The following is a 25,601-nucleotide window of genomic DNA, read 5'->3' as shown; positions in this document are numbered from 1 at the left end:
ACTCAGGTCCGCCGGCTTGCGCGCTGACTGCGATAAGTATCGAGCACCACCGCCACCACGATGACCGCGCCGGTGATGATGCGTTTGGTGGGTTCGGTCGCGCCGATCTGCGCCAGACCGGCGGCCAATACCGAAATGATCAGCACGCCGAAAAAGGTACTGATGACTGAGCCGCGGCCGCCCATCAGGCTGGTGCCGCCGATCACCACCGCGGCGATCACTTGCAGCTCCAGGCCGGAGCCGGCATTCGGGTCCGCCGCTTCCAGCCGGGAAATCTGGAACAGCGCAGCGATACCGGCCAGCAGCCCCATCAGGCTGAACACCAGGATCTTGTAGGGTTTTGGATTGATCCCGGCCAGGCGTACCGCCTCTTCGTTGGTGCCGATGCCGATCAGGTAGCGACCAAACACGGTACGGGTCAGCACGGCCTGGGCGATGAAGATGATCAGCAAGGCGATGATGAACGACGGCGAGATGCCAAAGACGATCGGGTTGGACAGCCAGGCGAAGGCGTCACCGATGTAGGCCGTGCGCGAGCCGGTCATCTGATACGCCACGCCCCGGGCCATTTCCAGTACGCCGAGGGACACGATGAACGACGGAATGCGCCAGGCGACGGTGATCGAGCCGGTGATGGTCCCGGCCAACGCCGCAGCGCCCATTCCCAACAACGCCGCCGGCAGCACGCTCCAGCCCCAGCCGAGAATCGCCACGCTGACCGTAGACGCCGCCAAGGCCAGCACCGAACCGACCGAGAGGTCGATGCCGCCGATGATCAACACGAACGTCATGCCGACCGCCAGCACCATCAGATCCGGGATCTGGTTGGCCAGGGTGCTGAAGGTGTCGTACGACAGAAAATGGCTGCTCAGGACCGAGAACAGCGCGACCATGGCCAGCAAGGCACCGGCCAGGCCCAGATAAGTACCGAGGCCATAAAAGTTGCCACTACGTTTGACGACGGACGTTGCAGTAGTCATGAAAGATCCCTGGGCGCTGCTTCGTTGAGCAACGCATCACGTTGTTGATAGCCGGCGAATGCGGCGGCAAGCAAGTCATCCTGGGTCCAGCTGTCACGCTCGAAGGTGTCAATCAGACGCCCCGCCGAGAGCACGCCGATGCGGTCGCAGATCAACATCAATTCGCGCAAGTCGCTGGACACCACCACCAGCGCCTTGCCCTGACGGGTCAACTCGCCGAGCAAGGCATAGATATCGAACTTGGCGCCCACGTCGATGCCGCGGGTCGGCTCATCGAACAGCATCACCGAGCAGTCGCGCTCCAGCCAGCGGCCGATCACGACTTTCTGCTGGTTGCCGCCGGACAGTTCCGACACCAATTGCGTGGGGCTGGAACTGCGGATGCGCATGGCGTCGATCTGACGTTGGGCCAAGGCGATCTCATCACCGTTGTTGACGAAGCCACCGCTGGAAATCACCGACATATTGCCCAGGGCGATATTGGCGCTGATCGATTGGGTCAGCAGCAGGCCTTCGCCCTTGCGGTCTTCGGTGATCAGGGCGATGCCATGACCGACCGCATCCGCCGGTGAACGGATACTGACGACCCGCGCCGGGGAACCCAGTGCAACGCTGCCGCTGTCTGCCGTATCCGCGCCGAAGATCAGGCGCAGCAACTCGGTGCGCCCTGCCCCGATCAGACCGGAAATCCCGTAGATCTCCCCGGCGCGCACTTCAAAGGACACGTCGCGAACCTTGTCCGAACGTGTCAGGCCTGTGACCGTCAACGCTGGAGCACCGATCTGCCGCGGGCCCATGTCGATGTGTTCGCCAAGTTCGCGACCGACCATCAAGGTGACCAGTTGCTCGCTGTTGTAATTGGCCATCGGCTCGACGCAGACCAGGTTGCCGTCACGCAGCACCGCGATGCGCTGGGCGACCCGTGCCAGTTCTTCGAGGCGATGGGAGATGTAGATGATCGATACGCCGCGCGCCTGCAGGCGGCTGATCTGCTCGAACAGCATCTCGACTTCGCGGGCGGTGAGCATTGCGGTCGGTTCGTCGAGGATCAGTACATGGCAGTCGCCGATCAGGTTGCGCGCGATCTCCACCATCTGTTGATGGCCGATGCCGAGTTCGCCGACCAGGGTATCCGGATCGATTGCGTCGAGCCCGACCTGAGCCATGGCCTCCATCGCCGCCTTGCGCAGTTGCTTGCGACTGATCCAGCCGCCCTGGTTGGGCAGGTTGTGCAGAAACAGGTTTTCCGCCACCGACAGGGTCGGCAGCAGATTGAGTTCCTGCATGACCATGCGGATGCCCAGGTCTTCGGCCTGAGTCCGGCTACCGGGGCGATACGCCTGGCCCTGGAACTGCATCTGGCCGGTGGTCGGCGCGACCAGCCCGCCAATGATTTTCGACAGCGTGCTTTTGCCCGCGCCGTTCTCGCCGGTCAGCGCCAGCACTTCACCGCGCATCAGCGTCAGGTCGATGCCGGTCAGGACCGGTTGAGCGTAGGTCTTGCCGATGCCGCTGACCGAGAGGACAGCGTTCGGGGCGAAAACTGACATAAACAAATCTCCATGCGCTCGCCCGAACGGGCGAGCGCCCTAGTGTCGCCAGCAGGACTACCGGGTCACCAGCTCGACCGGAGTTTCAATGACGCCATTGACGCCGCTATCGACCTTCTCGCCCTTGATGATCTTCAGCGCGGTCTCGATGCCGAACACGGCCTGCCTTGCCGCGAACTGGTCAGCGGTGGCCAGTACGCGACCATCCTTGAGCATGGGCTTGATGGCGTTGATGTTGTCGTAACCGACCACTTGTACCTTGCCGGCCTTGCCGGCGGCACGCACGGCAGACACCGCGCCAACGGCCATGCTGTCGTTGCCGGCCAGCAGGGCCTTGATGTTCGGGTATTCGCTGAGCATGGAGGCGGCAACCTGGTTGCCCTTGTTGATTTCCCAATCGCCGGATTGCAGGGACACGACCTTGATCTGCGCCGCTTCCATCGCCTCCTTGAAGCCTGCGGTGCGGGCCTGGGCATTGGTGGTGGTGGAGACGCCTTCGATGATGCCGACTTCGTCACCGGCCTTCAGCTGTTTCGCCAGGTACTCGCCCACCAGGCGCGCGCCTTTGCGGTTGTCCGGGCCCACGAACGGCACCGTGATGTTTTTGCTCTTGACCACTGCCGGGTCCAGCTGGTTATCGATGTTGACCACGGTGATGCCGGCGTCCACCGCTTTCTTGATCACCGGCACCATGGCCTTGGAGTCGGCTGGCGCGATGACCAGCGCGTTGACCTTGGACACGATCATTTGCTCGACGATACGGATCTGGTTCGCCGTATCGGTTTCGTCCTTGATGCCATTGGAGATCAGCTCGAAGTCGCCGGAGTGGTCTTTCTGGTAGGCCTTGGCGCCATCTTCCATGGTCAGGAAGAATTCGTTGGCCAGGGATTTCATGACCAGCGCGACTTTGGGCTTTTCAGGGGTTTCGGCGAACGCCGAGGAGACAGGCAGCGCGGCGGATGCGGCAGCCAGCATAGCGACAGCAAGAAGACGTCCAGCGAATGGCAGCTTCATGGTTTCACTCCGATCTTATGATTATTGTGAGCAACGCTTGCACTGGCACAGGGTTCATCGCGCTTGCCGTTGGAACATGCCATCGACGGGGTGGCGCAAACGTTTGCGTAGATCGAACTATGGGAATCCAGCCGTCAATTGTCAACGATGGAAAAGTGTTGTTTTGTGTTTTTGATTTTCACAAACGGGGCTTTTCCCGATAACCGATAAACGCTGGCAGAGAACGACGCGCTCGGAGAGCCGAACACGAATGCCCACCGCTGTTCGGAAATCCGGACGACCCAGCGCTGACCCGTTTAAATTTGTTTACAAAATAATGATACAAATCATTAGGTTACGAGATATTTCCGATACAGGGAATGTCTGGTACGAATCCTGCTCCCTCTCTACACCCCACGCGTTCAGATCGCCTTGGGCCGTATCTAGATGAACCTGCATCAGCACCGTCTGACTACTAGAGAGAAAAATAATGACATCTGTTTTCAAGACCTTCGTTCCGGGCGCCTTGGCCCTCCTGCTACTCCTGCCCACCGCCCTTCAGGCCAAGGAAGCAGAAACCCAGCAAAAACTGGCCAACGTGGTGATCCTGGCCACCGGCGGCACCATCGCCGGCGCCGGTGCCAGCGCGGCCAATAGCGCGACCTATCAGGCGGCAAAAGTCGGCATCGAACAGTTGATCGCCGGGGTTCCGGAACTGAGCCAGCTGGCCAATGTTCGTGGCGAACAGGTCATGCAAATCGCCTCCGAAAGCATCACCAACGACAACCTGCTGCAACTGGGTCGTCGCGTGGCTGAACTGGCCGACAGCAAAGACGTCGATGGCATCGTCATCACCCACGGCACCGACACCCTGGAAGAAACCGCCTACTTCCTGAACCTGGTGGAAAAAACCGACAAGCCGATCATCGTCGTCGGCTCCATGCGCCCGGGCACCGCAATGTCCGCCGACGGCATGCTCAACCTGTACAACGCCGTGGCCGTGGCCAGCAGCAAGGAAGCCCGGGGCAAAGGCGTACTGGTGACCATGAACGATGAGATCCAGTCGGGTCGCGACGTCAGCAAGATGATCAACATCAAGACCGAAGCGTTCAAGAGCGCCTGGGGCCCTCTGGGCATGGTCGTGGAAGGCAAATCCTACTGGTTCCGTATGCCGGCCAAGCGCCACACCATGGATTCGGAATTCGACATCAAAACCATCGAAAGCCTGCCGAACGTCGAGATCGCCTACTCCTACGGCAACGTGAGCGATACCGCCTACAAAGCCCTGGCGCAGTCGGGTGCCAAAGCCATCATCCACGCCGGCACCGGCAACGGCTCGGTGTCTTCGCGGGTGGTTCCAGCCCTGCAGGGCCTGCGCAAGGACGGCGTGCAGATCATCCGCTCCTCCCACGTCAACGCCGGCGGTTTCGTGCTGCGCAACGCCGAACAGCCTGACGACAAGTACGACTGGGTCGTGGCCCATGACCTGAACCCGCAAAAGGCTCGCATCCTGGCGATGGTCGCGCTGACCAAGACCAACGACAGCAAAGAGCTGCAACGGATGTTCTGGGAATACTGATTCGCCCTCGCCCTCGCCCTCGCCCTCGCCTGACCGGTTCCGGTCGGGCACTGTATCGACCACTCGCCAGCCTTGGTGAGTGGTTGTCGCCACCTTCCGATGTTCCGATAAAAATTTCCCGTCTTCCTACACCAAACGGAAAAAACAGCTGTCAGAGGATTTTCTTGAATTTTAAGTAGTTGCGAAATTGCCTACAGTTAAATACTGTATGCACGTACAGCTTAATAAGGATAATTCCGTGGCCTCTAGCTCTGTTTCTCCTGACACCTATGCACGCATGGGTCTTCGCATTCAGAAAATCATCAACTCCCCCACCGCGCAAAAAGCCAAAGCCGCATTGATCTTCCGTCTGCCGGACGAACCCGTGGACGAGTGGGAACAATTGCTCGAAGAAATCGATGAGAACGACAACGTCACCCTCGCCTATCGCGACGATGGCGGCGTGCAGATTTTCTGGGTTGTGCCGAAGGAAGACTGAGTCGATGAGTGTCCGCTGGTTTGCTTTGCTGCTTCTATCGATCTCCCTTGGCGCCCAGGCGGGCGCCCCACGCACCTTCAGCGAAGCCAAGAAAGTCGCCTGGAAGCTGTATGCCCCGCAATCCACCGAGTTCTATTGCGGCTGTAAATACACCGGCAACAAGGTCAATCTCGCGGCCTGCGGTTATGTCCCGCGCAAAAACGCCAAGCGCGCGTCCCGCATCGAGTGGGAACACATTGTTCCGGCCTGGCAGATCGGGCATCAGCGTCAGTGCTGGCAAGAAGGCGGGCGCAAGAACTGCACGCGCTACGATCCGGTCTACCAGAAGGCCGAGGCCGACCTGCATAACCTGGTGCCGAGCATCGGCGAGGTGAATGGCGATCGCAGCAATTTCAGTTTCGGCTGGCTGCCGGTGCAAACCGGTCAGTACGGTTCGTGCCTGACCCAGGTCGATTTCAAGGCGAAGAAGGTCATGCCCCGCCCTTCCATTCGCGGCATGATCGCCCGGACGTACTTCTACATGAGCAAGCAATACGGTTTGCGCCTGTCGAAACAGGATCGGAAGCTGTACGAAGCCTGGAACAAAACCTATCCGGTCGAGGCCTGGGAGCGTCAGCGCAACCAGAGCGTGGGCTGCGTGATGGGGCGCGGCAACGAGTTTGTCGGGCCGGTCGACTTGAAAGCCTGCGGTTAAGCGATGGCTGAAATCTTCGTTGTAGCGTGATGTAGGAGCAAGCTTGCTTGCGATGGACGTCAACGATGACGCGTATCGTCTGAATGAACGCGTCGCCCTTGATACCATCGTCGGAACGCCGCCCGCAGCAAGCTGGCTCCTACAAAGGCGCCGTGCGTTCGACGACCAGCAGTTCGATGTTCTGTTTTTTCGCCCGGGTGAGCGCCGCAGCCACTTCGGCCTGTTTGGCCTCGGCCTCGGCTCTGGAATTGAATGGCCCGAGCAGAATCCGCGTCTTGCCATTTTCCTTGACGACACTGGAAACGAAACTGTGCTCGATCAGCCAGCCGCTGAGGTCGCTGACAGCCTGGGTTATTTCACCGCGCACCTCGAGATCCCATTTTGGTGCAGAGGCCACCACCGGTGCGGTCGCCGCTGTCGTCTGCGGCTTTGGCACGTCAGGACGCTTGCCCTCACCGCATCCCGCCAGTGCCAGTACCGCAATTACCAAGACCATTTTGCGCACAACGCGTCCCTCTGAATGCCGAAAACGCAGATTTTAACATCCATCAATACTTGCCGAGTGCCGCAAAATCGACTTAAAACAACGAGAATGATGGTTGCGGGCTCTGTATAGTTACACCTTGGGAATTAATGCAGCATCTGCGCGTCAGAAAGAGGCACCCAAACCATGAGACTTCGCACTAATCTATATAGAACACCGACCTCTGCACTGTCCGAATCAGGTGCCCCACAAAGCAATCAAGGAGAAGACCATGCTGATACTCACCCGCAAAGTCGGTGAAAGCATAAATATTGGTGATGACATTACGATCACCATCCTGGGCGTTAGCGGCCAGCAAGTCAGGATCGGCATCAACGCTCCGAAAGACGTTGCCGTGCACCGCGAAGAAATTTACCAGCGCATCCAGGCTGGCCTGACCGCTCCGGACAAGCCACAGTCCTGAATCCTGCTGTAGTCGGTAGCCAGCCCGTTCGCCCCCGGAACCATGGCTGGCTAGAGATTCATGCATTGCATCGCCTTTCATTTCTCACACCCCTTCTCGATGGCCATGGCACTTACGGGCGATGCAGTCGAGAACGTGTAGCCGATGCTGCCGGCAGGCTTCATGCCCTGAATGTCAGACATGTCGGGCTCCCCCCGAACAAGAGCGCCCTGGCGCTCGTCTAACCAAAGGTCACCCCCCGCGCCATGCCCGTGGCCGCCACCACCATCAGCAACACCAGCATCGCTTCGATATGACTGATCCGCGCAAACAGCTGCGCACGGCCGGTATCGATCGCCGCACCCCGCGCCCGCGCCCTCCGCCACTTGATCAGCGTCACCATCGGTGCGATTTCCAGCAACAGGATAAGCACGAAAAGTGTCATTTTGAGGTGGAACAAGGGCTGGTGAAGATAATAATCAGTGCCCTTCTCGAACCCGCCAAAGGCTCGCATCAAACCGGTGACCAACAGAATGGCGGCCGAGATGCCCCACAGATTGTCCGCGATCAATACACTGCGAGCCTCCCCCGCCCCGGCAAGCAGGCGCCGAAGTGCCATGCCACGAGTGAGCACCGCCCAGAAGCCCAGGGATAACGCCAAGAGATGAACCGCCGCCAGAGTCCAGTGAGCCAGCATCGAAATACTCCTGTCGGGACGAAATGAATCAACCTCTCAGTAGTAGCGCATGAAACGAGGGAGCGCATCCCACAGCAAAATCATCAAACACTTAAAGCGCCAATTTTCAGGCGGATCGCGGCTAGACTCCACCCCACAAGCGCTACAGCTCATCGCGGCAGCAGTCCTTGATGCGAAGTCGTTCCCCCCATCTGACCCGAGTACACAAGATCATGTGTGAATCATGTGATTCAAACGCCATGCAAAACGCGAGCGGTCGTCGCAGGTTTCTCCGGCTTGCCGGACTGGGCGCAGGCGCCCTGTTACTGGCCGGTGCACTGCCCGACAAGATCGCCCGGGCTGCCGAAAAAACCGCCCCTCCCCCCAAACCGCAAAACGCCATCAGCCCCGACAAGGCCCTGCAACGACTGATGGAAGGCAATCAACGCTATGTTGCCGGCACTTCCACGACCCATGACTTCAAGGATGAACGAGAAGCCCTGGTCTCCGGCCAGAACCCGTTCGTGGCGGTATTGGGTTGCTCCGACTCCCGCATCGCCCCCGAGTACGCGTTCGACACCGCCCGCGGCGATCTTTTCGCCATACGTGTCGCGGGCAACTTCGTCACGGACGAGGGGTTGGCCAGCCTCGAATACGCCGTCGCGGTGCTCGGCGCACCCTTGATCCTCGTGCTCGGGCACGAAAGCTGCGGCGCCATCGATGCAGGCATCAAAGCCGTCAAGGATCGCACCGTATTCCCCGGCCATATCCCGAAACTGACCGACGCACTCAAGCCCTCTATCGAGAAAGTGCTCACACAACCCGGCAGCCTTATCGAAAACGCCACCGCGCAAAACGTCAAAGACTCGGTGGAGCGCCTGAAACATGCCTCGCCCTTGCTGACCGATGCGCTGGGCAAGGGCACGTTGAAGATAGTGGGCGGCGTCTACCGTCTGGCGACCGGCAACGTGGACTTGATAACCTGAGCCGGACACGCCGGACGGCAAGAGCCCGGCGCGATGGCCGGGCTCCGGTTATTTTCTGTTTTCCATCATCTTGTCGGCGAGGGTTTTGGCCCTTTCAATCAACAGGTTCTGCCTGTCCTCGTGCGTAGCCCCTCCGACAACGGGTGCCGTCAGGTTGCTTTCTGCAATCAACGCAGCGCAGAAGTACTGATCCCAGACAGTTCGGGTATCAGCGGCCTGTTTGTTGGTTTGATCGGCGATCATATGCGGCTCCTTTTGATGAGGTAGCCCCGCTAGTTTACGCCCGAACCAAGGCCTCGGGACAGGAACCCGGAGGCAGCTCACGAGCACCTTTTGCGCAGAGCTGAAATAGTTGCTCCGGGGGGAGCATCAACAACTGCCGGTTCGGTTCAACGCGCTCCTTCCCAGACATTTCCCACACCTCATTCAGAATCGTCTGATTGCGACACTTCGCCAACATCGCCACTGTCTCCCTCCTTGTTTTTGCTGAAAAGGAGCTCGGCCATGTCTCGAAAACCCGCCACCCGCCAGGGTTATGCAATCAATTACCTTGGATGGAATACACATATTGGCACTGACTTTGACGACTTCCTCGCCGAGCAAGACCTTGCTGATGAGGTCTGTGCAACCGCACTCAAGCGCGTCATCTCTTGGCAGCCAGCCGCGACGATGAAGCTGCAACGCATCAGCAAGAAAACGCTCGCTGAGCGGATGCAGACCAGCTGGAGCACTTGGCCAGATAGACGCTGGCCAGCGCCGCCCGTGCACCGGGCCAGCTCGCCTATGAGCACGAAGAACACTGCGCATAACCCTCGGTCCTTTGCCTAACAGCCCAAGGACCGGGATTGCGTCATTTTCGGCGCGGATTGAAGACTCAGGAGGTCAATGTGTCAAACGATGCACTCAAAGAAACCGTTATCGCTCAAAGCCAGATCATCACTGCGCTGATCGCAGCGATCAGAAAGAAGGACGCGCTTGATCTTGCGCTTTTCACTGATCTCTTAGAGCAGATGCAAGAAAAGAACAAAGAAGACGAAACAGGGAAAAACAAAATATATAACCGGATGATCGAAACGGCGAAATCTGCCTGCCTCATTCGAGACCAACAGCCGACAGTCGATCGGTAGACGCTTTAAAAAGAATTGCAAGGAAGCATATTTATTAATCAGGGGGCGTGAAGTTTTCCACTTCAGTTTCCAACTTAAAGCGCCGACGCTCCCGCAGGTCGGCCTCCTCTGGCAGCACTGATAATCGAATCCAGATCAAAAGCCCGCCTGGTTGGCTTCTGGAGCTCATGGAGCATGCGCTCATCAGGGTCCAGCAGATCCAGCGCCAGAAACGGGGGGCTATCAAACGTGGTAGCTCCCGCAAAAAACTGCCGACGAACGGTCTTGAAAGTCCCCCCTTCAAGCCTAAGCTCACCTCATGTCGCAACGACTTTGGGGCCCTGGAAAATCCCCATGCGGTTCGGAGGAGCCGATCTAAAAATAACAACTTCATAACTCATGAGTTATTGCTTTTTGTGGGCTGCGAGAAAGAGGACTTTTCCAGAGCTTCATTGGGGTAGTAGAAATGAAAAAAATTATTTTAGCTGCTGCACTTATCTCTTGTGCGGCACCAATCGCACACGCGGACATAGGCGCTTTTGCTGGCTTGACTTACGCCTTCGGCGCAAATACCGGCATAGGTTTTACCCTTCATGCAACGTCTACCAGGGACGAAAATAGCGCCATTGCGTCGGCAGGCATTAGCTACTATCCCTTTGCCGTTACCCCAGTGTTTGGGATCCCCGTGGGTGTAGGCTACCAAGGCAAAAATGCAGCGGCTATCGTTAGTTATGACCTCCTGCTGAAAAAATTCGCTATTGCCGGCGGTTACGCCAGCACCCGTGATGACGATGATTCTGATGGGGACGGGGCCAGCACATCGACATCTGGCTCCACATCAGGAGGATCCCAGTCAGGAACGGGAGGAGGAACGGGAACAGGAGCAGGAGCAGGAACCGGTGGCGGATCTGGAGGTGGAGGCGGATCTGGAGGCGGAGGCGGAGGCGGATCGGAAGGCGGAGGTGGAGGCGGATCAACCGGCGGAGGTGGAGGAGCAGTTGCAATTATTCAATAGCGGGATAAGACCGGTGGTGACGAGGATCGGGCTATAGGGAAGAATCGCAGACCGGAACGGGCTCCAGGCGCTCACATTACCCCCAGGTGTGAACGATTCCGATAGGCTGTGAACGTTGTGCATAAATCAAAAACAACAAAAAAGGGCCCACCTCCCGGTGAGCCCTTCCAGACCGCCCAGCAGAGCGGATTTTGTTTGGTAGGCGCGATTGGACTCGAACCAACGACCCCCACCATGTCAAGGTGGTGCTCTAACCAACTGAGCTACGTGCCTGCTGTGTGGCGGCATTCTACGGATTTTCGGGAAACAAGAAAGGGGGGGTATTTATTTTTTCGTTCCTTTCAGGAAAATAATCCTGTCACCTTTATTCGCGCGGGCACTGCAGAAATTCTGAAAATGACCAAGAAACGCCCGACAGACACCAGTACAGCAAGCTCTGCTGAAATAGAGAGATCCATCCAGGCCCTGAACAAAATGGCTGAACGACTTTGGGGAGAGGGTCGGGAAAGCGAAGCGAAAGCCCTCCTCGATGCCCTGGATTCTCTAAACCGGGCGCTGGACCGGATCAGGATCGGCGAAAGTCGCAGGGTCAAGACGCTTCATTGAAAGAGGCACAGCGGACTACCTGGCATACGGGAGTCCTGGCCGATCTGGAACGAGGGCTTATGGCATGGCGCACTCACTTCAATACCAGATAACCGAATCCGTTCGCGTAGTCGAGATTGAGGTGGGAAAGCTGCTCGATTTGGCAGCCATGTTGAAAGACGAGGGAAATGATGCCCTGGCAACCGCTGTCTCGAGCCAGGCGAACAAGCTTCTTGAAGCCGCGGTAGCACTGAGAATCGCGCTAGCCAGCTGAAGTGATGGCGCCGGCTCCTCACTGGCAACCTGTCACGACCTTGTCACACCCGCCAAGCACAATGCGGTCAGCCAAACGGATTTGGCCACGTGTATGGAGAGCCCGCCTTGTGCGGGCTTTCTTGTTTCTGACTTGACCTGTTCATTCAAACGGATAGCATTCGGGCGTTCATTTCACGCCCCCATTTGAAGCCCGCCCCCAAGCAGGTTTTTTTGCCTGCTACGCTTTCCTCACTCAAAGGAGGAATCAGCCATGCCTACCCACGACCTCGTCCCTTCGCTGATATTCAAGCTCAACGAAAACCAGCTCGCTATTGCGGAGTCTGTCGAAGCGCTCTCCATCTGGATCGAGCAACTGCACGGCCCCGCCGAGCATGCCGTCAGGATCCGCAACTCTCTGACCAAGCTCGATGAGAACCTGGAATTCATCACGCGCGGGGTCGCCGAACTACTGAATGATCGGTGACTTGCCGGTCCTCGATTGCTGAGAACACAGGATGCATCAATCAGGGACCGTCCAGGCAAAGCCTGGAGGTGCAAGGCGCGGACTGATACCGCGTATCGAGCCTCAGCGTTTCTGATATTTTTCAATCAAAATCAAAAAAGGGCCCACCTTTCGATGAGCCCTTCCAGTCCGCCCAGCAGAGCGGATTTTGATATTAGGGGAATATCATTTCACCACGCTACACCCCATTAAAAAACCAAATGAAAAAAGCCCGCACCGGGCGGGCTTCTTACACTTACTTAGTGCGTGCTTAGTTAAAGTCGTATTTTTTGTTTACTTTGCGTTTTTCAAGGGCGTATTGCGCAACGTCGATTTGACCCGACTGCAGGCGTTCGTCAATAGCATCAACATCTTTGCGCTGCAGGCGATTCACATGTTCCTTTGTTGCGGTGTAATTGATCGACTCAGCTGCGTCATGACCGCTGACCGGATCCCACAGAATTGATAACGGCCAAAAAAGCAGATTTACAACACCCAAACCATATTCGCGGCCATAAAATGATCCGCCGCCAGGGAGCAATCCAAGAGCGGCACCAGTGCCAGGGCTCTTTTCCTGAACTGCAAGTCCGTTCGCCTCATAGTGGCGAAGCTCTGCTTTCTGTTGAGAGTTCAGGCCGCTTGCACAGCCCGTACAAGCAGCAGCCAATCCAAGTGCCAAAACCAAACGATGCACCTTCATGCGTCCAATCCCTCAAAATTCCATTTATGCTCAAACGAGCGACGCAATGATATCATACTGACATCACGCCAACTAGATAACGCAACATTTACTTGGTGAGTCGCTAATCGCAGGCAATGCTCTTGCCCTGCACCTCGGACTTCAGCTCGCATCATTCTTCACCCTGTCGGGATCACCCTCGCGATTATGAAAAATCGGGTGTGAAGTGAATTGAGAACTAAGCCAGAGAATATCGACACGCCGTAACATGTGTCGCTGCGATAACTGTCTAAATAAATGGCATAGTGCTACTATTCGCGATCTTCTCGGTACTTTTACAATCATAAGGATTTGTCGAATGACGTACCTACGCTTGCTTTTAGCTTCAGCCCTAATTGCTCTTTGCACAGGCTGTGCCTCCCCCGCTCAAATTTCCGGCATGTCAGTCACAGCCGATCAGGCCACAGCAAATACCTATGACTCCCAGCTGCGAAATAATGTGCGGCTTTCCGAGGTGAATGGTGGAGATACAACCAACCCTCTGTGGACTTCGGAAATCGACGCCCCTGACTTCGGTGCGGCCCTTAAGCAATCGCTCGCCAATGCAAACTTGCTCGGCGACGAGTCAGCCCCTTATGCACTACGCGCCAACCTGCTGCGCGTTGACCAGCCTATATTCGGACTGGATTTTGAAGTGACCAGCGAAGTTGAATATACCTTGATGGAGTCAAGTACTAACAAGGTCGTTTTGCGTGAAATCATCCGTACCCCTTTCACGGCGGGCGTGGGCGATTCTTTTATTGCAATCAAACGTCTACGTCTGGCCAATGAGGGATCCGCTCGGGTAAACATCATTGCGATGCTCAAGCGCCTCAGCGATCTCAAAATCGAAGCCAGACAAGTTTCGTTAAATAACTGAGTCCTGGATCCTCCTACACCCCCTCTCCTCCCTAAGCCCTGCCTACAAAAGATTCTTCCGCCCAAGTAGGTAGGTTTAGGGCATTTGTTTCCGACGAGGAGGAGCATGCCAACCCACACACAGCCATTACCCAGCGTGAACGCCCGATATTTGGTGAACATCTTGATATTTGGTGAACATTTTTATGAAATCCAAGACAACAAAAAAGGGCCCACCTTTCGGTGAGCCCTTCTAGACCGCCCAGCAGAGCGGATTTTGTTTGGTAGGCGCGATTGGACTCGAACCAACGACCCCCACCATGTCAAGGTGGTGCTCTAACCAACTGAGCTACGTGCCTGCTGTGTGGCGGCATTCTACGGAATTCCGGAGGGGTGTCAACACCTTTTTTCGAGCTAACCCTATGAATATGCAAAATATTTAATTTCGCTGCGGCAAAGAAGCCTTTGCGGTGGCTGGCGGTCGATTTTTAACTCGGGTAGGATCGAAGCACTCGTAAAATATATTAAACAGAGGCTGCAGGATGGCGCACACACCCTACCCCGAGTCTTATTACGCCGCTTCGGCCAACGCGGTTCCGCCGCGTCCGGCCCTGCAGGATGATATTGAGACTGATGTCTGTGTGATCGGTGCCGGTTACACCGGGCTGTCCTCTGCCCTGTTTCTGCTGGAGCACGGTTTTCGGGTGACGGTCCTGGAAGCGGCCAAGGTGGGTTTTGGCGCGTCCGGGCGTAATGGCGGGCAGATCGTCAACAGCTATAGCCGTGACATCGATGTGATCGAGCGCAGTGTCGGGCCCAAGCAGGCTCAGTTGCTGGGGCAGATGGCGTTCGAGGGTGGGCGGATCATTCGCGAGCGGGTTGCCAAATATAATATCCAGTGCGACCTGAAGGATGGCGGCGTGTTCGCGGCGATCACCGCCAAGCAGATGGGGCACCTGGAAGCCCAGAAGCGGCTGTGGGAGCGTTTCGGTCACACCCAGCTGGAGCTGATGGATCAACGCCGGATCCGTGAAGTGGTGGCCTGCGATCAATACATCGGCGGCATGCTCGACATGAGTGGCGGTCACATTCATCCGCTGAACCTGGCGCTGGGCGAAGCCGCGGCCGTCGAGTCGCTGGGTGGCACCATCCATGAACAGTCGCCGGCGGTGCGGATCGAGCGCGGGGCGAATCCGGTGGTGCATACGCCACAGGGCAAGGTCAGGGCGAAGTTCATCATCGTTGCCGGCAATGCCTATCTGGGCAATCTGGTGCCGGAGCTGGCCGCCAAGTCGATGCCTTGCGGGACTCAGGTGATTACCACCGAGCCGCTGGGCGAGGAATTGGCGAGAGCCCTGCTGCCTCAGGATTATTGCGTCGAAGACTGTAACTACCTGCTCGACTACTACCGCCTGAGTGGCGACAAGCGTCTGATTTTCGGCGGTGGCGTGGTGTATGGCGCGCGGGATCCGGCGAACATTGAAGCGATCATCCGGCCGAAGATGCTCAAGGCTTTCCCGCAGCTCAAGGACGTGAAGATCGATTACGCCTGGACCGGCAATTTCCTGCTGACGTTGTCGCGCCTGCCTCAGGTCGGGCGCCTGGGTGACAACATCTACTATTCCCAGGGCTGTAGCGGTCATGGGGTGACCTATACGCACCTGGCGGGCAAGGTCCTGGCAGAAGCCTTGCGTGGCCAGGCGGAGCGGTTCGATGCGTTTGCCGACCTGCCGCATTATCCGTTTCCCGGTGGGCAGATGCTGCGGACTCCGTTTGCGGCGTTGGGGGCGTGGTATTACGGGTTGCGCGACAGGTTCGGGTTCTGAGCGGGCGCCCTCCCCTGTAGGAGCGAGCTTGCTCCGGGCGGCGTTCCGACGAAGGACGTTAACGATAACGCGTTCTTCCTGAATGAACGCGTCACCCTTGAGACCTTCGTCGGAACGCCGCCCGGAGCAAGCTCGCTCCTACAAGGGCCAAGGGCAAACGGCGATTGCGCCGATGTATGCAGGACGGGCATGGAGCCGCTGCAGGAGTTCATCCCTGCGCTTCTGGTCCGTTTCCTCTTTGACTAATAGCTCGGGCAGAAGCTCGACTGCCTGGCCGGGATCGAGAATGAACACACCGTCATCATCACCGATGGCCAGGTCGCCTGGCTGTACTCGAACGCCGCCAACAGTGATCGTGTGATTGACTTCACCCTGTGCGCCAATGCCACGGGTGGTGTAGGCACTCACATCCCGGCAAAACACCGGCAAGCCATGGCGACGCAAGGCGCTGACATCGGTGACGGCACCCGACACCACCACCCCGGCCAGGCCTTTGATCAATCCCGCCAGGGTGCGCAGCTCGCCCCAGCAACCACACTCCTCGTCGCCCACGCATTCGATCACCAGCACGTCGCCTGGCTCGCTCAACAACAGGGCCTCACGCAGAATGCTGCCATCGGGCGGGAAGACTTTGACGGTGATGACCTGGCCGAGCATGCGGATGTCGTTGAACAACGGCTTGATCCCGCGCAGGAAGCCCCGGTCGGAAAAATGGCCGAGGGTGGACGACGGGATCGACCGGTAAGCGGCGAGCAATTCCTGGCTGACGACTGGCTGGCGAGGGTTGATCTGATAGCTCATCGGCATTTCCCCGAGCGTGGCAATGGACGGGTCTGGCAGCTCCCGGCTGACGATCTGTTGGCGAGGGGTCACCTGATCACTCATCGGCATTTTTTCCCCGGGCGCAGCAACGGGCAGGTCGAGCAGTATTCAGCCGGCTCGGTGGCCAGGTAGTAGAAGCAGCAGGTGCGGCGAAAGCGAATGCTCCGTTGCCCTTCGTCCACCAGCGTCGGCGGTCGGCGGAAATGGCTCAGCGGGTTGTAGTCGAGGCCGAACAGTGAAGGTTGTGCCTCGGTCAGCAACCATGTGAAGTCCGCTTCACAGCGTTCACGCACCGACGGCTCGTCGATTTTCGCCATGCGTTTTTCATACAGCGAATACACGCGTACGGCGCTGTTCTCCCAGAGGATGCGGCGGGAAACGCCCGTGACCCGGTTGAAGGTTTGCCACAGCGGTTTCAGCAGCCCGGCAAACAGCGCCTGCACCACGGCTTCCCGCCAGGCCTCGCGCTCACCGGGTCCATAGGTCGAGGGCAAAGAGTGAGCCAGCGGCAGCGACGAGGTCCACAGCCCGTCATCGTGGCCGTACTCGATCACCACGTTGTCCAGGGACAGCAGCAGCCCCTTGTCGTACACCGACATCGCATACAGGCAGGCACCGGTCGCCAAAAACGATAAACGCTTGCCCAGCAATGAGGCAGTGATCGCCCGGGTTGGCGAGCCGATCACCGGGCCCAAGGCGTCCAGCAGTTGTTCGCACACCTCCTCCTGCAACAAGTCCCGGGCCATCAGCGAGCGTAACGGGTCGCGCGCTTCAATGTCTTTGAGCCGCAATCCACCGGACAACGCCGCCCACTCTGGCGCCGTGAAATAACCAGCCAGACTCATTGCGGCAATTCCCGACCGAACGGGATGCACATCGGCGTACCAAAGAACGGGTCAGGAATGATTCGACAGTTGAGGTCGAACACGGTCTTGACCAGGGCCTGGGTCAAGACGTCCTCGGGCCGGCCCTGGGCAAACGCCGTACGCTCATGCACCGCGACCATGTGATCGGCGTAACGACAGGCCAGGTTGAGATCGTGCAGCACCATGATGATGGTTTTGTTCTCGAGCCGGTTGAGGTCGCGCAGCAGGTCCAGGACTTCGATCTGGTGCGCCAGATCGAGAAAGGTGGTCGGCTCGTCCAGCAGCACGATGCCGGTGTCCTGGGCCAGGGTCATGGCGATCCACGCCCGCTGGCGCTGCCCGCCGGACAAGGCGTCCACCGGTCGATCGGCCAGCGCCTGCAGGCTGGTCTGATCCAGGGCGCGATTGACCATGGCTTCATCTTCGACCGACCACTGCTGCATCCAGCTCTGATACGGGTATCGACCCAGCGCCACGAGCTGGCGCACGGTAATGCCCTCCGGCGCGGTCGGGGTCTGGGGCAGGATGGCCAGTTCACGCGCCACCGCCGCCGTGGATTTTTGCTGGATATCCACACCGTTGAGAATCACCGAGCCCTGCTGCGGCTTGAGCAACCGGGCGAAGGATTTGAGCAGGGTGCTCTTGCCACAGCCATTGCTGCCGATCAGCACCGAGATCTTGCCCTTGGGCAGTTGCATGTCCAGCGCGTCAATAATCACCTGGCGCTGATAGCTCAGGGTCAGGCCGCGACTTGCAATCGACGTCATGCGTTGAGTTCCTTAATGACGTTGTTTAATCAACAAATAGAGAAAAAAAGGCGTGCCCAGGACCGCGACAAAGATCCCGGCCGGCAGGTCCAGGGGCAAGAACAGCGTGCGTCCGGCCAGGTCCGCCAGCATCACCAGGTTGGCCCCGACCAGCGCCGCCATCACCGCCTGGCCAGCGAAACCGGGGGCCACCAGGCGCTTGGCAATGTGTGGGGCAATCAGCCCGACAAAGGCGATCGCGCCACCCCAGGCAACGGCCGCGCCGGCCAGGGCCACACTCACCAGCAACAGACCGGCCCGCAACCACTGCACGCGCACGCCGATGCCCTGGGCCAGGTGGTCGTCCAGCTGTTGCACCATCACCTGCCGGGCCAGCAGCACCAGCAACGGGCAAATGCCCAACAGCCAGCCCGCCAGCGCCAGGGGTTCGGGCCAACTGGCGCCGTAGACGCTGCCAGTCAACCAGACATAGGCCGACAGAGTGGTGGTCAGCGGGCTGAAGACCAGGATGAAGGTGGTCGCCGCCGTCAACATCGCCGAGACGCCGACGCCGATCAGCACCAGGCGCAACGGCGAGGCGCCCTGCTTCCAGGCCAGCAGATAAATGGCCAGTGTCGCCAGGGCCGCTCCAAGCATCGCCGCCAGGGGCAGGAATTGTTGTCCCAGGGTCACCGACAGGAACGACAGGTAGAGGACGGCGGCGGCGCTGGCACCGCTGGTGATGCCCAGCAGATCGGGCGATGCCAGCGGGTTGCGGATGATGCTTTGCAGGATCAGCCCGGACACCGACAACGCTGCCCCCACCAAGGCCGCCAGGACAATGCGCGGAAAACGCAGTTGCTCGACGATCAGGGTCAGGCTGGGGTCCTGGCTGGAAAACAGGATGCGCAGCACCTCGAAGGGCGAGAGGATCACCTTGCCCAGCGCCAACGAGCCGAGCATCACCAGCGAGGTGACCAGCAGCGACGCCCCAAGTCTCCACCAGGTACCCAGGTTGACCTGCCGGGAATACCCGCCCCGGCGCCAGGTCACCACCTTATCCATAACGACCTCCACGCCGCGCCAGCATGATGAAGAACGGCGCGCCGAACAGCGCCGTCATGACCCCTACCGGCACCTCCTGCGGCAGGATCAACACCCGCGACAGGGTATCGGCCAACAGCAGCAGAATGGCCCCCAGCAGCGCACAACCGGGCAACAGCCAGCGATGGTCGATCGACAGTCCCTTGCGCACCATGTGCGGCACCAGCAGGCCGATAAAGCCGATGCTGCCGGCCAACGCCACGGCGCTGCCCGCCAGGCAGATCACCAGCACGCTCATCAGCAGCCGGATCAGACCGGTACGCTGCCCCAGACCGGTGGCAATTTCTTCCCCGGCGTTCAGTACATTGAGCTGCCCGCCCAGCAACAGCGCCCCCGACAAGCCAAGCACCGTGCACAGTAACAGGGGCGCGGCGGTCGACAGGCTGCGTTCGGTCAAGGAACCGGCCATCCAGAACAGCACCGTGTCCAGGCCATCCTGATTGACCACCAGCAATGCCTGGCTGAAGGCGGAGAACAGCGCGGCCATCGCCGCCCCCGCCAGCACGATGCGCAGCGGACTGAGACTGCCCTGCCCCATGTTGCCGATCAGCCACACCAGGCACCCCGCCACGGCGGCGCCAAGAAAGGCACACCACAGCCAGGCATCCGGCGAGGCCAGGGAGAAGATCGAGGAAAACAGGATGATGAAAAAGGTCGCACCGGCATTGATCCCGAACAAGCCGGGGGACGCCAGGGGATTGCGCGTCAGGGCCTGCATCAGGGCGCCCGCGACCGCCAGGCTGGCGCCGACGGAGATCGCCATCAAGGTTCGCGACAGGCGCGTGGTGGTCACCAGCACATGATCGATGCTCAGCGGGTCGGGCTGGACAAACGCCGCGGCAATCTGCGGCAGCGGAATCCAGGTAGCGCCGACCGCCAGGCTCAACACGCAGCACAGCAGCAACACGACACCGGCGCTACACAGCTTTGCACCAGGACTCATGAGGCCACCTGCGCTGCAGCCACGCGGGCCACGTCGTCGAGCATCAGGTTCGCCCCCAGCATGCCGCCCGACAGGCTCCAGGCGACGCCATCGACCTGCCACACCTGCCCTTGCTGCGGGGCACGCATCTGCTGCCACAGCGGGTGTTGCACCAGGCTTTCGTAGTTGCGTTGCACCGCCGCGTTCTGCGCCCGCAGAAAGACGAAAAAGATGTCGGCATTCACCACCGCAAGGCTCTCCTTGCTGGTGAGTTTGATCGACACCCCGCTCGCCTCCCGGCTGCCGTCACTCCAGTTGAAACCCAGTTCACTGAGCACAGAGCCGGGGAAGCTGGCGGGCAGATAGCTGCGGATGTGGTCTTCGCGGATATCCAGGATCGACACCGTCGGCGGCCAGCGCCCGGCAAAGGTCTGCTGCAATTGCTGACGCAGTTGCGCCACACGCTGCTGCCAGCGGTCGAGCATGTCGTCGGCCTGTTGTTGCCGCTGCAATGCAGCGCCCATCAGGGCCAGGGTCTTCTTGAATTCAAACACTTCCTCCAGCATCAGCACCGGGGCGATCTGCCTGAGCAAGGGGGCGATGCGCTCATGGCGAAAGCGCGAGGCCACGATCAGGTCCGGCTTGAGCAGCGCGATGTCCTCGAGGCTGGGCTGGGTTTCCAGCCCGACATGGGGCACGGCGCCCAGGGCTTCGCGCAGATAGCGATAGGTCGGTTTTTCGCTCCAGGAATCCACCACGCCACAGGGCGTCACGCCCAGTACCACGGCGCAGTCGGTGGCGCCCTGAAACAGGGTGATCACCCGCAACGGCGTGGCGCCGGTCTCGGCCCACGCCGGCGCGCAACACCTCAGGGCCAATGCCCCCAGGGACAGGCGCAGCAGTGTGCGCCGGGAAGGATGATGTCGCGGTTCAGGCATCGTGATCGAGCCTGTGGAACGGGTTGACCACCTGGCCTTTGCCAAACGGCATGCTGCCAGGGCCGCCCGCGCGCTCGATCATCGGGGTCAGCAGCAACTTCTGTGGCCAGTGCGGCGCTTCGAACAACTGGTGCTTGATCATGGTTCGCGTCTCGGCATCAAACTCGATGGTGTCGATGAGCTCGTTGAGCACCTCACCCATTGCCTTCCACAACCGGGTCGCGGGCAATGCGTAGACCTCAGCCAGCGTATCGATGATGGCGCGGAGGTTGACCTGAATACCCAGGGTCTGCAACCAGAACAGCAAGTCTTCGGGGCGATCGTGGTACAGCGTGTTGGCGTGGCCCTTCTTCAGCCGGTAAGCCGGGTCGGCCAGGCCGTTGCGTTCCAGCCACGGCACGTAGATGCGCAACGAATCGTGATCGCGCAACAGCAGGCCCTGGGCGTGGCCGGCCTTCCACACCAGCACCGCGTTCTGCCCGTGGACTTCCCCGAGCATGCCGATGCGCAACATCCGCAGGTTGATGTCGAAGAAGCTGTGGCACAGCTCGCGGAACAGGGTCATCACCGATGCGGCGCTGGCCGGCAATTGGCGGTAAGCCATCCAGTCATCGAAAAAGTGCCGGTTGCTACCGGGCAGTGGCGTACCGAGCGCCGCCATGGGCACCAGTCGGGTGTCCGGATCTGCCAGCAGCGCCGGCGGATAACCACGGACCATGGCCGACAGGTGCCGCGGCGCCTCGTCGAACAGGGTGGCATCCGGCGGCATGAACGCCCACCACTTGGTTTCATCGCACAGGTGCAGGGACTGTTGCAGGGTTTGATCCTTGCCCAGCGCCTGGCGCAGCAAGGCTTCACTCAGGCCGCCATTGATCATTTTCACCGCGGGCAGGTAACGCGAGGCGCCGAGGGAATAAATCGCCATCGGCAGCTTGAGGTAATCGGCACTGTTGAAGCACGGCGTCATCGAGCGCAAGGATGAGGTGGCGAAAAAATCGCCGTCCTTGAAGTCCAGTCGCTGACAGTCGCCGCGGGCAAACGCGTCGCCAAGCTGCGCTTGCAACACATGCTCGAACTGCCACGGGTGCACCGGCAGCGCGACATGGCTCTGGGCAATGCCCCGCTGTTGCAACTCTTGTTGCAAGTCGGCCTGCAACAGCGCCGGCAACAGGTACTGGGCGGGATAACTCTGCGCCAGGTCCGTCACACCGTCGCCGCATTGCAGCAAGGTGCGATCGACCGCCACCCAGTGCAAGGCCACCGGGCGAGCGAACTCGGCTTGATACTGCTGGTATTCACGGTCGCTCAAACCCTGCTTGGCCTTGGCCAGCGGGTGATAAGGACGATCACGTAGCGAGGCCCACTGCTCCATGGTCAGGAAGAAGTCCGCGTTGCCTTTTTCCAGCAAGCGTTCGCTGTCGACGCCATGGCTCAGGGATAACTCGGTTTGGCGCACGCTGGTGCGCAGCACATCGAGGAACAGGGCAAAGCCCTTTTCATTGTCCGGGTAGCGCTCGGTCATCTCGCCCAGCACCTGGGTGGTGAAGGCCTCGGGCGACAGCTCGGTCAGTTGCTCTGACTGGCGCGCCCATACCGGCGTGCCCGGTACTTTTTCCCATTGCTGGGTGATGCCGGGACGCAGGGCAATGACGATGCAGCTCTGGGGACCGCAGGGCCATTCCCAGACCCGTTGCCCGGCGCTCAGACCGGTAAATGGCTGGTCGGCGGATGCCGAGGGCGCCACCAGGTTCAGCGGCTCGGTGCCGAAAAAATGTTCGGCCAGCAAACAGTCGACCAGGTCCTGCATCACTTTGTCGGCGGCCATTGCGGTGAAATTCATCCGATTATTTTCCTTCTGCTGAAGTGGCGGCCAATCTGGCCTGGAGGGCACGAAAAGCGATGCCACGCTCATCTCCCAAAACAAAACTGTTTACCCCGCGGGCCAACCAGCGTTCGTGGTCGCCCGGTTGGCGTGGAATCGCGCAATACGGCACGCCGGCGGCAGTGGCGGCCTGCCAGCTGGCGAGCAGCGCCTGCTGCACCTCGGGCCGGTCGATCTGCCAGGGCGTGCCCAGCGATTGCGACAAGTCGGCAGCGCCTTCGAGGATCATGTCCAGGCCAGGCACCGCGGCAATCTCCGCCGCCCGGCGCACGCCTTCAGCGCTTTCGATCATCGCCACCACCATGATTTGCTGGTTGGCCAGCCCGATGTACTCCGCCAGGCTGTGCTTGCCGAACGCACCGGGGCGCCCGGCATTCAGGCTGCGAGTGCCCTGGGGGTGGTACTTGCAGGCCCGAATGCTGTCGGCCAGGGATTCGGCGCTTTCGATCATCGGCAGCACGATGCCCTGGGCGCCGCCATCGAGCAGGCGCAGCAAGGTTTTCGGGTTGAGGTCCGCCACGCGCACCAGGGGTGTCAGCGCGTAGCTCTCGGCGGTGCGGATCATGTTCTCCACGGTTTCGGGATTGATCAGCACGTGCTCCATGTCGATGATCACGAAATCGAAACCGGCCTCGGCAATCAATTCGATGGCGGCCGGGGCCGGAATCGAGCTGATCAAGCCGTAGACCGGCTCCCTCGCAACGAGCTTCTGCTTGAGCAGATTGGTCCTCAGCATGATTGCGGCCCAAAGGCGTGCAGCGGATTGGGCACCGATTTGAAACGACGCTCGCCGTCGCCCAGCAGGCGGCGCTTGGTCAGCTCTTCGACTTCATAGAACGGCGCGAACACGTCAAACGCCGCATAACGCGCACGGTGTTGCGGATGGTCGGCCTGGTAGCCGCCGATGACTTCGGCGGTCATCTGCCAGAACAGGGCTTCTTCCAGCCGGTAGTGCTGGTGCAGGAAGATCGCCATCTCGGCCAGGGCGATGAAGAAGAACGAATCACAGGAGAAATCCCGCACCGCATCCAGGTCGTCGGTGAGGATGAACGAGTTGCGGTTGAGTTTGGCGTGGCTGGCGGGCAGCGGCACCAGGGTCGGGCACAGCTCCGGGCGGCCCAGGTGCTGCGGCGAGTAGCGCACGCCGTCGTGGAAGTCCTTCAGGGCAATGCGTTGCGGCCAGCCCTGCTTGACGATCAGGACGATATTCTGCCCATGGGACTCCATGCCGATGCCTTCGGCGTACAGCATGTGAATGATCGGCGACACCGCCACCTGCAACAGTTGGCGGGTCCAGGCCTGGAGGCCGTATTGCTTGATCCAGGCATCGATGAACGGGGTTTGTTCTCCACTGCCGTAGCGATTGTCCACGGAGCTCAAGCCATTGAACGGCACCGCCTGCTCATCGTCGTGCAGGTACTGGTGAATGCTCTCGCGCCACAGGGTGCCCAGGGTGCCGTAGGCCTGGGACATCCGCGTGGCGGGCAGGTGGTCGTAGTCAAAACTGACGCCGACCACCTCGCCGAGAATCACAAAGCCAAGGTCGCGGGCAGTGCTGTCGCTGCCGATCAACCGCTGCAGCCAGTCGGTGATGATCGGGCCGTTCATCACCGTGTGCCGCGCCAGGATGCGAGTGCTGGAGGTGTTGGTCATGCTCAGGGCGAGCTTGACGTAAGGCCGCTGTTTTTCCGTGACGTTGGCCAGGGTGCGGATCGATTGCTGCGCCTGATAGCGATCATCCGTGGTGCCCAGATGGATCACTTCACCGCTGACCAGCTCGGGGTAAAACACCGGCACGATGATGTTTTCCCACTGCCACGGGTGCACCGGCATCAGCCAGTAATCGTCCAGCGCCTTGCCCTGGTCGCGCAGATTCGCCGCGAGTTGCTGCCAGCGCTGAAGGCCGAATTCCTGCTGAATGAACCCGTCGTAATCCAGGTGCCGCGAGATGTTCATCGCTCCGCAGGTCTTGGCCACCGCCAGCCAGACAATGGCGATGGGCGCGGCAAATTCCGGACCGAAACTGGCGTTGTCCTGGAGCGAGAAACCGATGCGCGACTTGTAGCAAGGGTGATAGCTGTGGGCGTCCATGAAGTGCTGTTCCAGCGCATCGACATCCAGCTGATGGCTGGGTTGGGCCGCTTGATAACCCTGGCTGCGCGATTGCAGGTCCTTGAGCAGGGTCTGTTCCAGCTCATGGGTGAAGCGTGGCAGGTGCGGGCTGTCCTGAAGTTCGCCCAGCAGCTCCGCCAAGGCTTGATGCAAATGCGGCCGGTGGTGCTCGCCCGCGGCATCCACGCGCTCGAGGCTGGCATAGTCGAGGCGGATCAGCTCGAAGCTGGCGCTGAGTAATCCGTTGCAGCGGTATTCCACCGGCTGTTGCCGGGCATCGAGGCCGCTGACGACGAAACGCTGCTGACCGCTTTCCAGCGGCGAATGACGATAGGGCAATACGTTTTCATACAGCAGCGTTTGTAGCAGTTGACCGACCACGCGCTGTTCCACTTGTTGATAGTGGCGGGGATCGGCCGTCGCCAGCCAGACGCCTGGCGCAGAACCTGTTGTTGCCTGTGAAGAAATCGCCATAGTCATGA

29 protein-coding genes and 2 tRNA genes are annotated in these 25,601 nt (G+C 59.7%); 13 read left to right on the top strand and 18 right to left on the bottom strand.

Annotated elements, in window-relative coordinates:
• Nucleotides 1-2: 2 nt before the first annotated feature.
• Genes PMA3_RS09305 through PMA3_RS09295 form a run of 3 tightly spaced genes read right to left on the bottom strand, consistent with a single transcriptional unit; the run spans nt 3 to nt 3,544 of the window.
• Nucleotides 3-980 (bottom strand): ABC transporter permease, encoded by a 978-nt coding sequence (locus PMA3_RS09305; protein WP_064676873.1) that lies wholly within the window; start codon nt 978-980, stop codon nt 3-5.
• A complete protein-coding gene (locus PMA3_RS09300) occupies nt 977-2,530 on the bottom strand; it encodes a sugar ABC transporter ATP-binding protein (RefSeq protein WP_064676872.1) in 1,554 nt (517 codons plus the stop codon). Before PMA3_RS09300 ends, PMA3_RS09305 begins: the two co-directional genes overlap by 4 nt.
• A gap of 57 nt (nt 2,531-2,587) precedes the next feature.
• Nucleotides 2,588-3,544 (bottom strand): sugar ABC transporter substrate-binding protein, encoded by a 957-nt coding sequence (locus PMA3_RS09295; protein WP_064676871.1) that lies wholly within the window; start codon nt 3,542-3,544, stop codon nt 2,588-2,590.
• A 469-nt stretch (nt 3,545-4,013) separates the two neighbouring features.
• Between PMA3_RS09295 and PMA3_RS09290 the strand changes: the two genes are divergently transcribed.
• The 3 genes from PMA3_RS09290 (at nt 4,014) to PMA3_RS09280 (ending at nt 6,274) form a co-directional block, all read left to right on the top strand.
• Nucleotides 4,014-5,102 carry an asparaginase gene (locus PMA3_RS09290; protein WP_064676870.1) on the top strand — a complete coding sequence of 363 codons (1,089 nt, stop codon included), beginning with the start codon at nt 4,014-4,016 and terminating at the stop codon, nt 5,100-5,102.
• Between the two features lie 208 nt (nt 5,103-5,310).
• Complete coding sequence (locus tag PMA3_RS09285; RefSeq protein WP_191626248.1) at nt 5,311-5,580, top strand: DUF1654 domain-containing protein; 270 nt, start codon at nt 5,311-5,313, stop codon at nt 5,578-5,580.
• Between the two features lie 4 nt (nt 5,581-5,584).
• Entirely contained in the window at nt 5,585-6,274 is a 690-nt protein-coding gene (locus PMA3_RS09280) for an endonuclease (protein WP_064676868.1), read from the top strand.
• 139 nt (nt 6,275-6,413) lie between these two features.
• On the opposite strand, the gene PMA3_RS09275 is transcribed toward PMA3_RS09280, so the two are convergent.
• On the bottom strand, nt 6,414-6,779 hold the full coding sequence (locus PMA3_RS09275) for an SPOR domain-containing protein (protein WP_064676867.1): 366 nt from the start codon (nt 6,777-6,779) through the stop codon (nt 6,414-6,416).
• Nucleotides 6,780-7,029: 250 nt separating this feature from the next.
• Between PMA3_RS09275 and csrA the strand changes: the two genes are divergently transcribed.
• Entirely contained in the window at nt 7,030-7,221 is a 192-nt protein-coding gene (csrA, locus tag PMA3_RS09270) for a carbon storage regulator CsrA (protein WP_008028241.1), read from the top strand.
• A gap of 220 nt (nt 7,222-7,441) precedes the next feature.
• Here the strand turns inward: csrA and PMA3_RS09265 are convergent, their stop codons facing one another.
• Complete coding sequence (locus PMA3_RS09265; RefSeq protein ID WP_064676866.1) at nt 7,442-7,897, bottom strand: DUF2214 family protein; 456 nt, start codon at nt 7,895-7,897, stop codon at nt 7,442-7,444.
• A 212-nt stretch (nt 7,898-8,109) separates the two neighbouring features.
• Here PMA3_RS09265 and PMA3_RS09260 point away from each other — a divergent pair, with 212 nt between their 5' ends.
• The gene (locus tag PMA3_RS09260; RefSeq protein ID WP_064676865.1) at nt 8,110-8,862 is read left to right on the top strand and encodes a carbonic anhydrase; all 753 of its coding nucleotides are present in this window, start codon (nt 8,110-8,112) and stop codon (nt 8,860-8,862) included.
• A 48-nt stretch (nt 8,863-8,910) separates the two neighbouring features.
• Here PMA3_RS09260 and PMA3_RS09255 read toward each other — a convergent pair whose 3' ends face one another.
• Nucleotides 8,911-9,105 (bottom strand): hypothetical protein, encoded by a 195-nt coding sequence (locus PMA3_RS09255; protein ID WP_064676864.1) that lies wholly within the window; start codon nt 9,103-9,105, stop codon nt 8,911-8,913.
• A gap of 261 nt (nt 9,106-9,366) precedes the next feature.
• Between PMA3_RS09255 and PMA3_RS09245 the strand changes: the two genes are divergently transcribed.
• The 3 genes from PMA3_RS09245 (at nt 9,367) to PMA3_RS32630 (ending at nt 11,020) form a co-directional block, all read left to right on the top strand.
• The gene (locus tag PMA3_RS09245) at nt 9,367-9,690 is read left to right on the top strand and encodes a hypothetical protein (protein WP_237140701.1); all 324 of its coding nucleotides are present in this window, start codon (nt 9,367-9,369) and stop codon (nt 9,688-9,690) included.
• Between the two features lie 59 nt (nt 9,691-9,749).
• Entirely contained in the window at nt 9,750-9,989 is a 240-nt protein-coding gene (locus PMA3_RS09240) for a hypothetical protein (RefSeq protein ID WP_064676862.1), read from the top strand.
• Between the two features lie 764 nt (nt 9,990-10,753).
• Entirely contained in the window at nt 10,754-11,020 is a 267-nt protein-coding gene (locus PMA3_RS32630) for a hypothetical protein (RefSeq protein ID WP_064676860.1), read from the top strand.
• A 159-nt stretch (nt 11,021-11,179) separates the two neighbouring features.
• On the opposite strand, the gene PMA3_RS09225 is transcribed toward PMA3_RS32630, so the two are convergent.
• Nucleotides 11,180-11,256: transfer RNA gene (locus PMA3_RS09225), tRNA-Val, on the bottom strand.
• Between the two features lie 123 nt (nt 11,257-11,379).
• Between PMA3_RS09225 and PMA3_RS32625 the strand changes: the two genes are divergently transcribed.
• From PMA3_RS32625 to PMA3_RS09210, 3 genes are all read left to right on the top strand, one after another.
• Nucleotides 11,380-11,589: a hypothetical protein gene (locus PMA3_RS32625; RefSeq protein WP_064676859.1), complete on the top strand. Its 210-nt coding sequence runs from the start codon at nt 11,380-11,382 to the stop codon at nt 11,587-11,589.
• Between the two features lie 64 nt (nt 11,590-11,653).
• Entirely contained in the window at nt 11,654-11,842 is a 189-nt protein-coding gene (locus PMA3_RS09215; protein WP_064676858.1) for a hypothetical protein, read from the top strand.
• Between the two features lie 252 nt (nt 11,843-12,094).
• A complete protein-coding gene (locus PMA3_RS09210) occupies nt 12,095-12,307 on the top strand; it encodes a hypothetical protein (protein WP_064676857.1) in 213 nt (70 codons plus the stop codon).
• A 289-nt stretch (nt 12,308-12,596) separates the two neighbouring features.
• Here PMA3_RS09210 and PMA3_RS09205 read toward each other — a convergent pair whose 3' ends face one another.
• Nucleotides 12,597-13,025 carry a hypothetical protein gene (locus PMA3_RS09205; protein WP_064676856.1) on the bottom strand — a complete coding sequence of 143 codons (429 nt, stop codon included), beginning with the start codon at nt 13,023-13,025 and terminating at the stop codon, nt 12,597-12,599.
• Between the two features lie 337 nt (nt 13,026-13,362).
• On the opposite strand from PMA3_RS09205, the gene PMA3_RS09200 reads away from it, so the two are divergent.
• On the top strand, nt 13,363-13,923 hold the full coding sequence (locus tag PMA3_RS09200; protein ID WP_237140700.1) for a hypothetical protein: 561 nt from the start codon (nt 13,363-13,365) through the stop codon (nt 13,921-13,923).
• A 260-nt stretch (nt 13,924-14,183) separates the two neighbouring features.
• Here the strand turns inward: PMA3_RS09200 and PMA3_RS09195 are convergent.
• Nucleotides 14,184-14,260: transfer RNA gene (locus tag PMA3_RS09195), tRNA-Val, on the bottom strand.
• A gap of 183 nt (nt 14,261-14,443) precedes the next feature.
• Between PMA3_RS09195 and PMA3_RS09190 the strand changes: the two genes are divergently transcribed.
• Nucleotides 14,444-15,727 carry an NAD(P)/FAD-dependent oxidoreductase gene (locus tag PMA3_RS09190; protein ID WP_064676855.1) on the top strand — a complete coding sequence of 428 codons (1,284 nt, stop codon included), beginning with the start codon at nt 14,444-14,446 and terminating at the stop codon, nt 15,725-15,727.
• 138 nt (nt 15,728-15,865) lie between these two features.
• Here the strand turns inward: PMA3_RS09190 and PMA3_RS09185 are convergent, their stop codons facing one another.
• From PMA3_RS09185 to PMA3_RS09145, 9 genes are all read right to left on the bottom strand, one after another.
• Nucleotides 15,866-16,528, bottom strand: a complete 663-nt coding sequence (locus tag PMA3_RS09185; RefSeq protein ID WP_082930465.1) for an RraA family protein — start codon at nt 16,526-16,528, stop codon at nt 15,866-15,868.
• Between the two features lie 80 nt (nt 16,529-16,608).
• Nucleotides 16,609-17,394: an IucA/IucC family C-terminal-domain containing protein gene (locus tag PMA3_RS09180; protein ID WP_064676854.1), complete on the bottom strand. Its 786-nt coding sequence runs from the start codon at nt 17,392-17,394 to the stop codon at nt 16,609-16,611.
• A complete protein-coding gene (locus tag PMA3_RS09175; protein WP_064676853.1) occupies nt 17,391-18,182 on the bottom strand; it encodes an ABC transporter ATP-binding protein in 792 nt (263 codons plus the stop codon). The genes PMA3_RS09180 and PMA3_RS09175 overlap by 4 nt, the downstream gene beginning before the upstream one ends.
• Nucleotides 18,183-18,194: 12 nt before the next feature.
• Complete coding sequence (locus tag PMA3_RS09170; protein WP_064676852.1) at nt 18,195-19,226, bottom strand: FecCD family ABC transporter permease; 1,032 nt, start codon at nt 19,224-19,226, stop codon at nt 18,195-18,197.
• Entirely contained in the window at nt 19,219-20,208 is a 990-nt protein-coding gene (locus PMA3_RS09165) for a FecCD family ABC transporter permease (protein ID WP_064676851.1), read from the bottom strand. The genes PMA3_RS09170 and PMA3_RS09165 overlap by 8 nt, the downstream gene beginning before the upstream one ends.
• On the bottom strand, nt 20,205-21,125 hold the full coding sequence (locus PMA3_RS09160; RefSeq protein WP_064676850.1) for an ABC transporter substrate-binding protein: 921 nt from the start codon (nt 21,123-21,125) through the stop codon (nt 20,205-20,207). Before PMA3_RS09160 ends, PMA3_RS09165 begins: the two co-directional genes overlap by 4 nt.
• Nucleotides 21,118-22,965 carry an IucA/IucC family protein gene (locus tag PMA3_RS09155; RefSeq protein ID WP_064676849.1) on the bottom strand — a complete coding sequence of 616 codons (1,848 nt, stop codon included), beginning with the start codon at nt 22,963-22,965 and terminating at the stop codon, nt 21,118-21,120. The genes PMA3_RS09160 and PMA3_RS09155 overlap by 8 nt, the downstream gene beginning before the upstream one ends.
• Nucleotides 22,966-22,969: 4 nt before the next feature.
• Nucleotides 22,970-23,743 carry an HpcH/HpaI aldolase family protein gene (locus tag PMA3_RS09150; protein ID WP_064676848.1) on the bottom strand — a complete coding sequence of 258 codons (774 nt, stop codon included), beginning with the start codon at nt 23,741-23,743 and terminating at the stop codon, nt 22,970-22,972.
• Nucleotides 23,737-25,599, bottom strand: coding sequence for an IucA/IucC family protein (locus tag PMA3_RS09145; protein ID WP_064676847.1), 1,863 nt, complete (start codon nt 25,597-25,599; stop codon nt 23,737-23,739). Before PMA3_RS09145 ends, PMA3_RS09150 begins: the two co-directional genes overlap by 7 nt.
• Nucleotides 25,600-25,601: the final 2 nt, after the last annotated feature.

The sequence above is a fragment of the Pseudomonas silesiensis genome, assembly GCF_001661075.1.
GTDB lineage: Bacteria > Pseudomonadota > Gammaproteobacteria > Pseudomonadales > Pseudomonadaceae > Aquipseudomonas > Aquipseudomonas silesiensis.
This window is presented reverse-complemented; position numbering and strand designations above follow the sequence as displayed.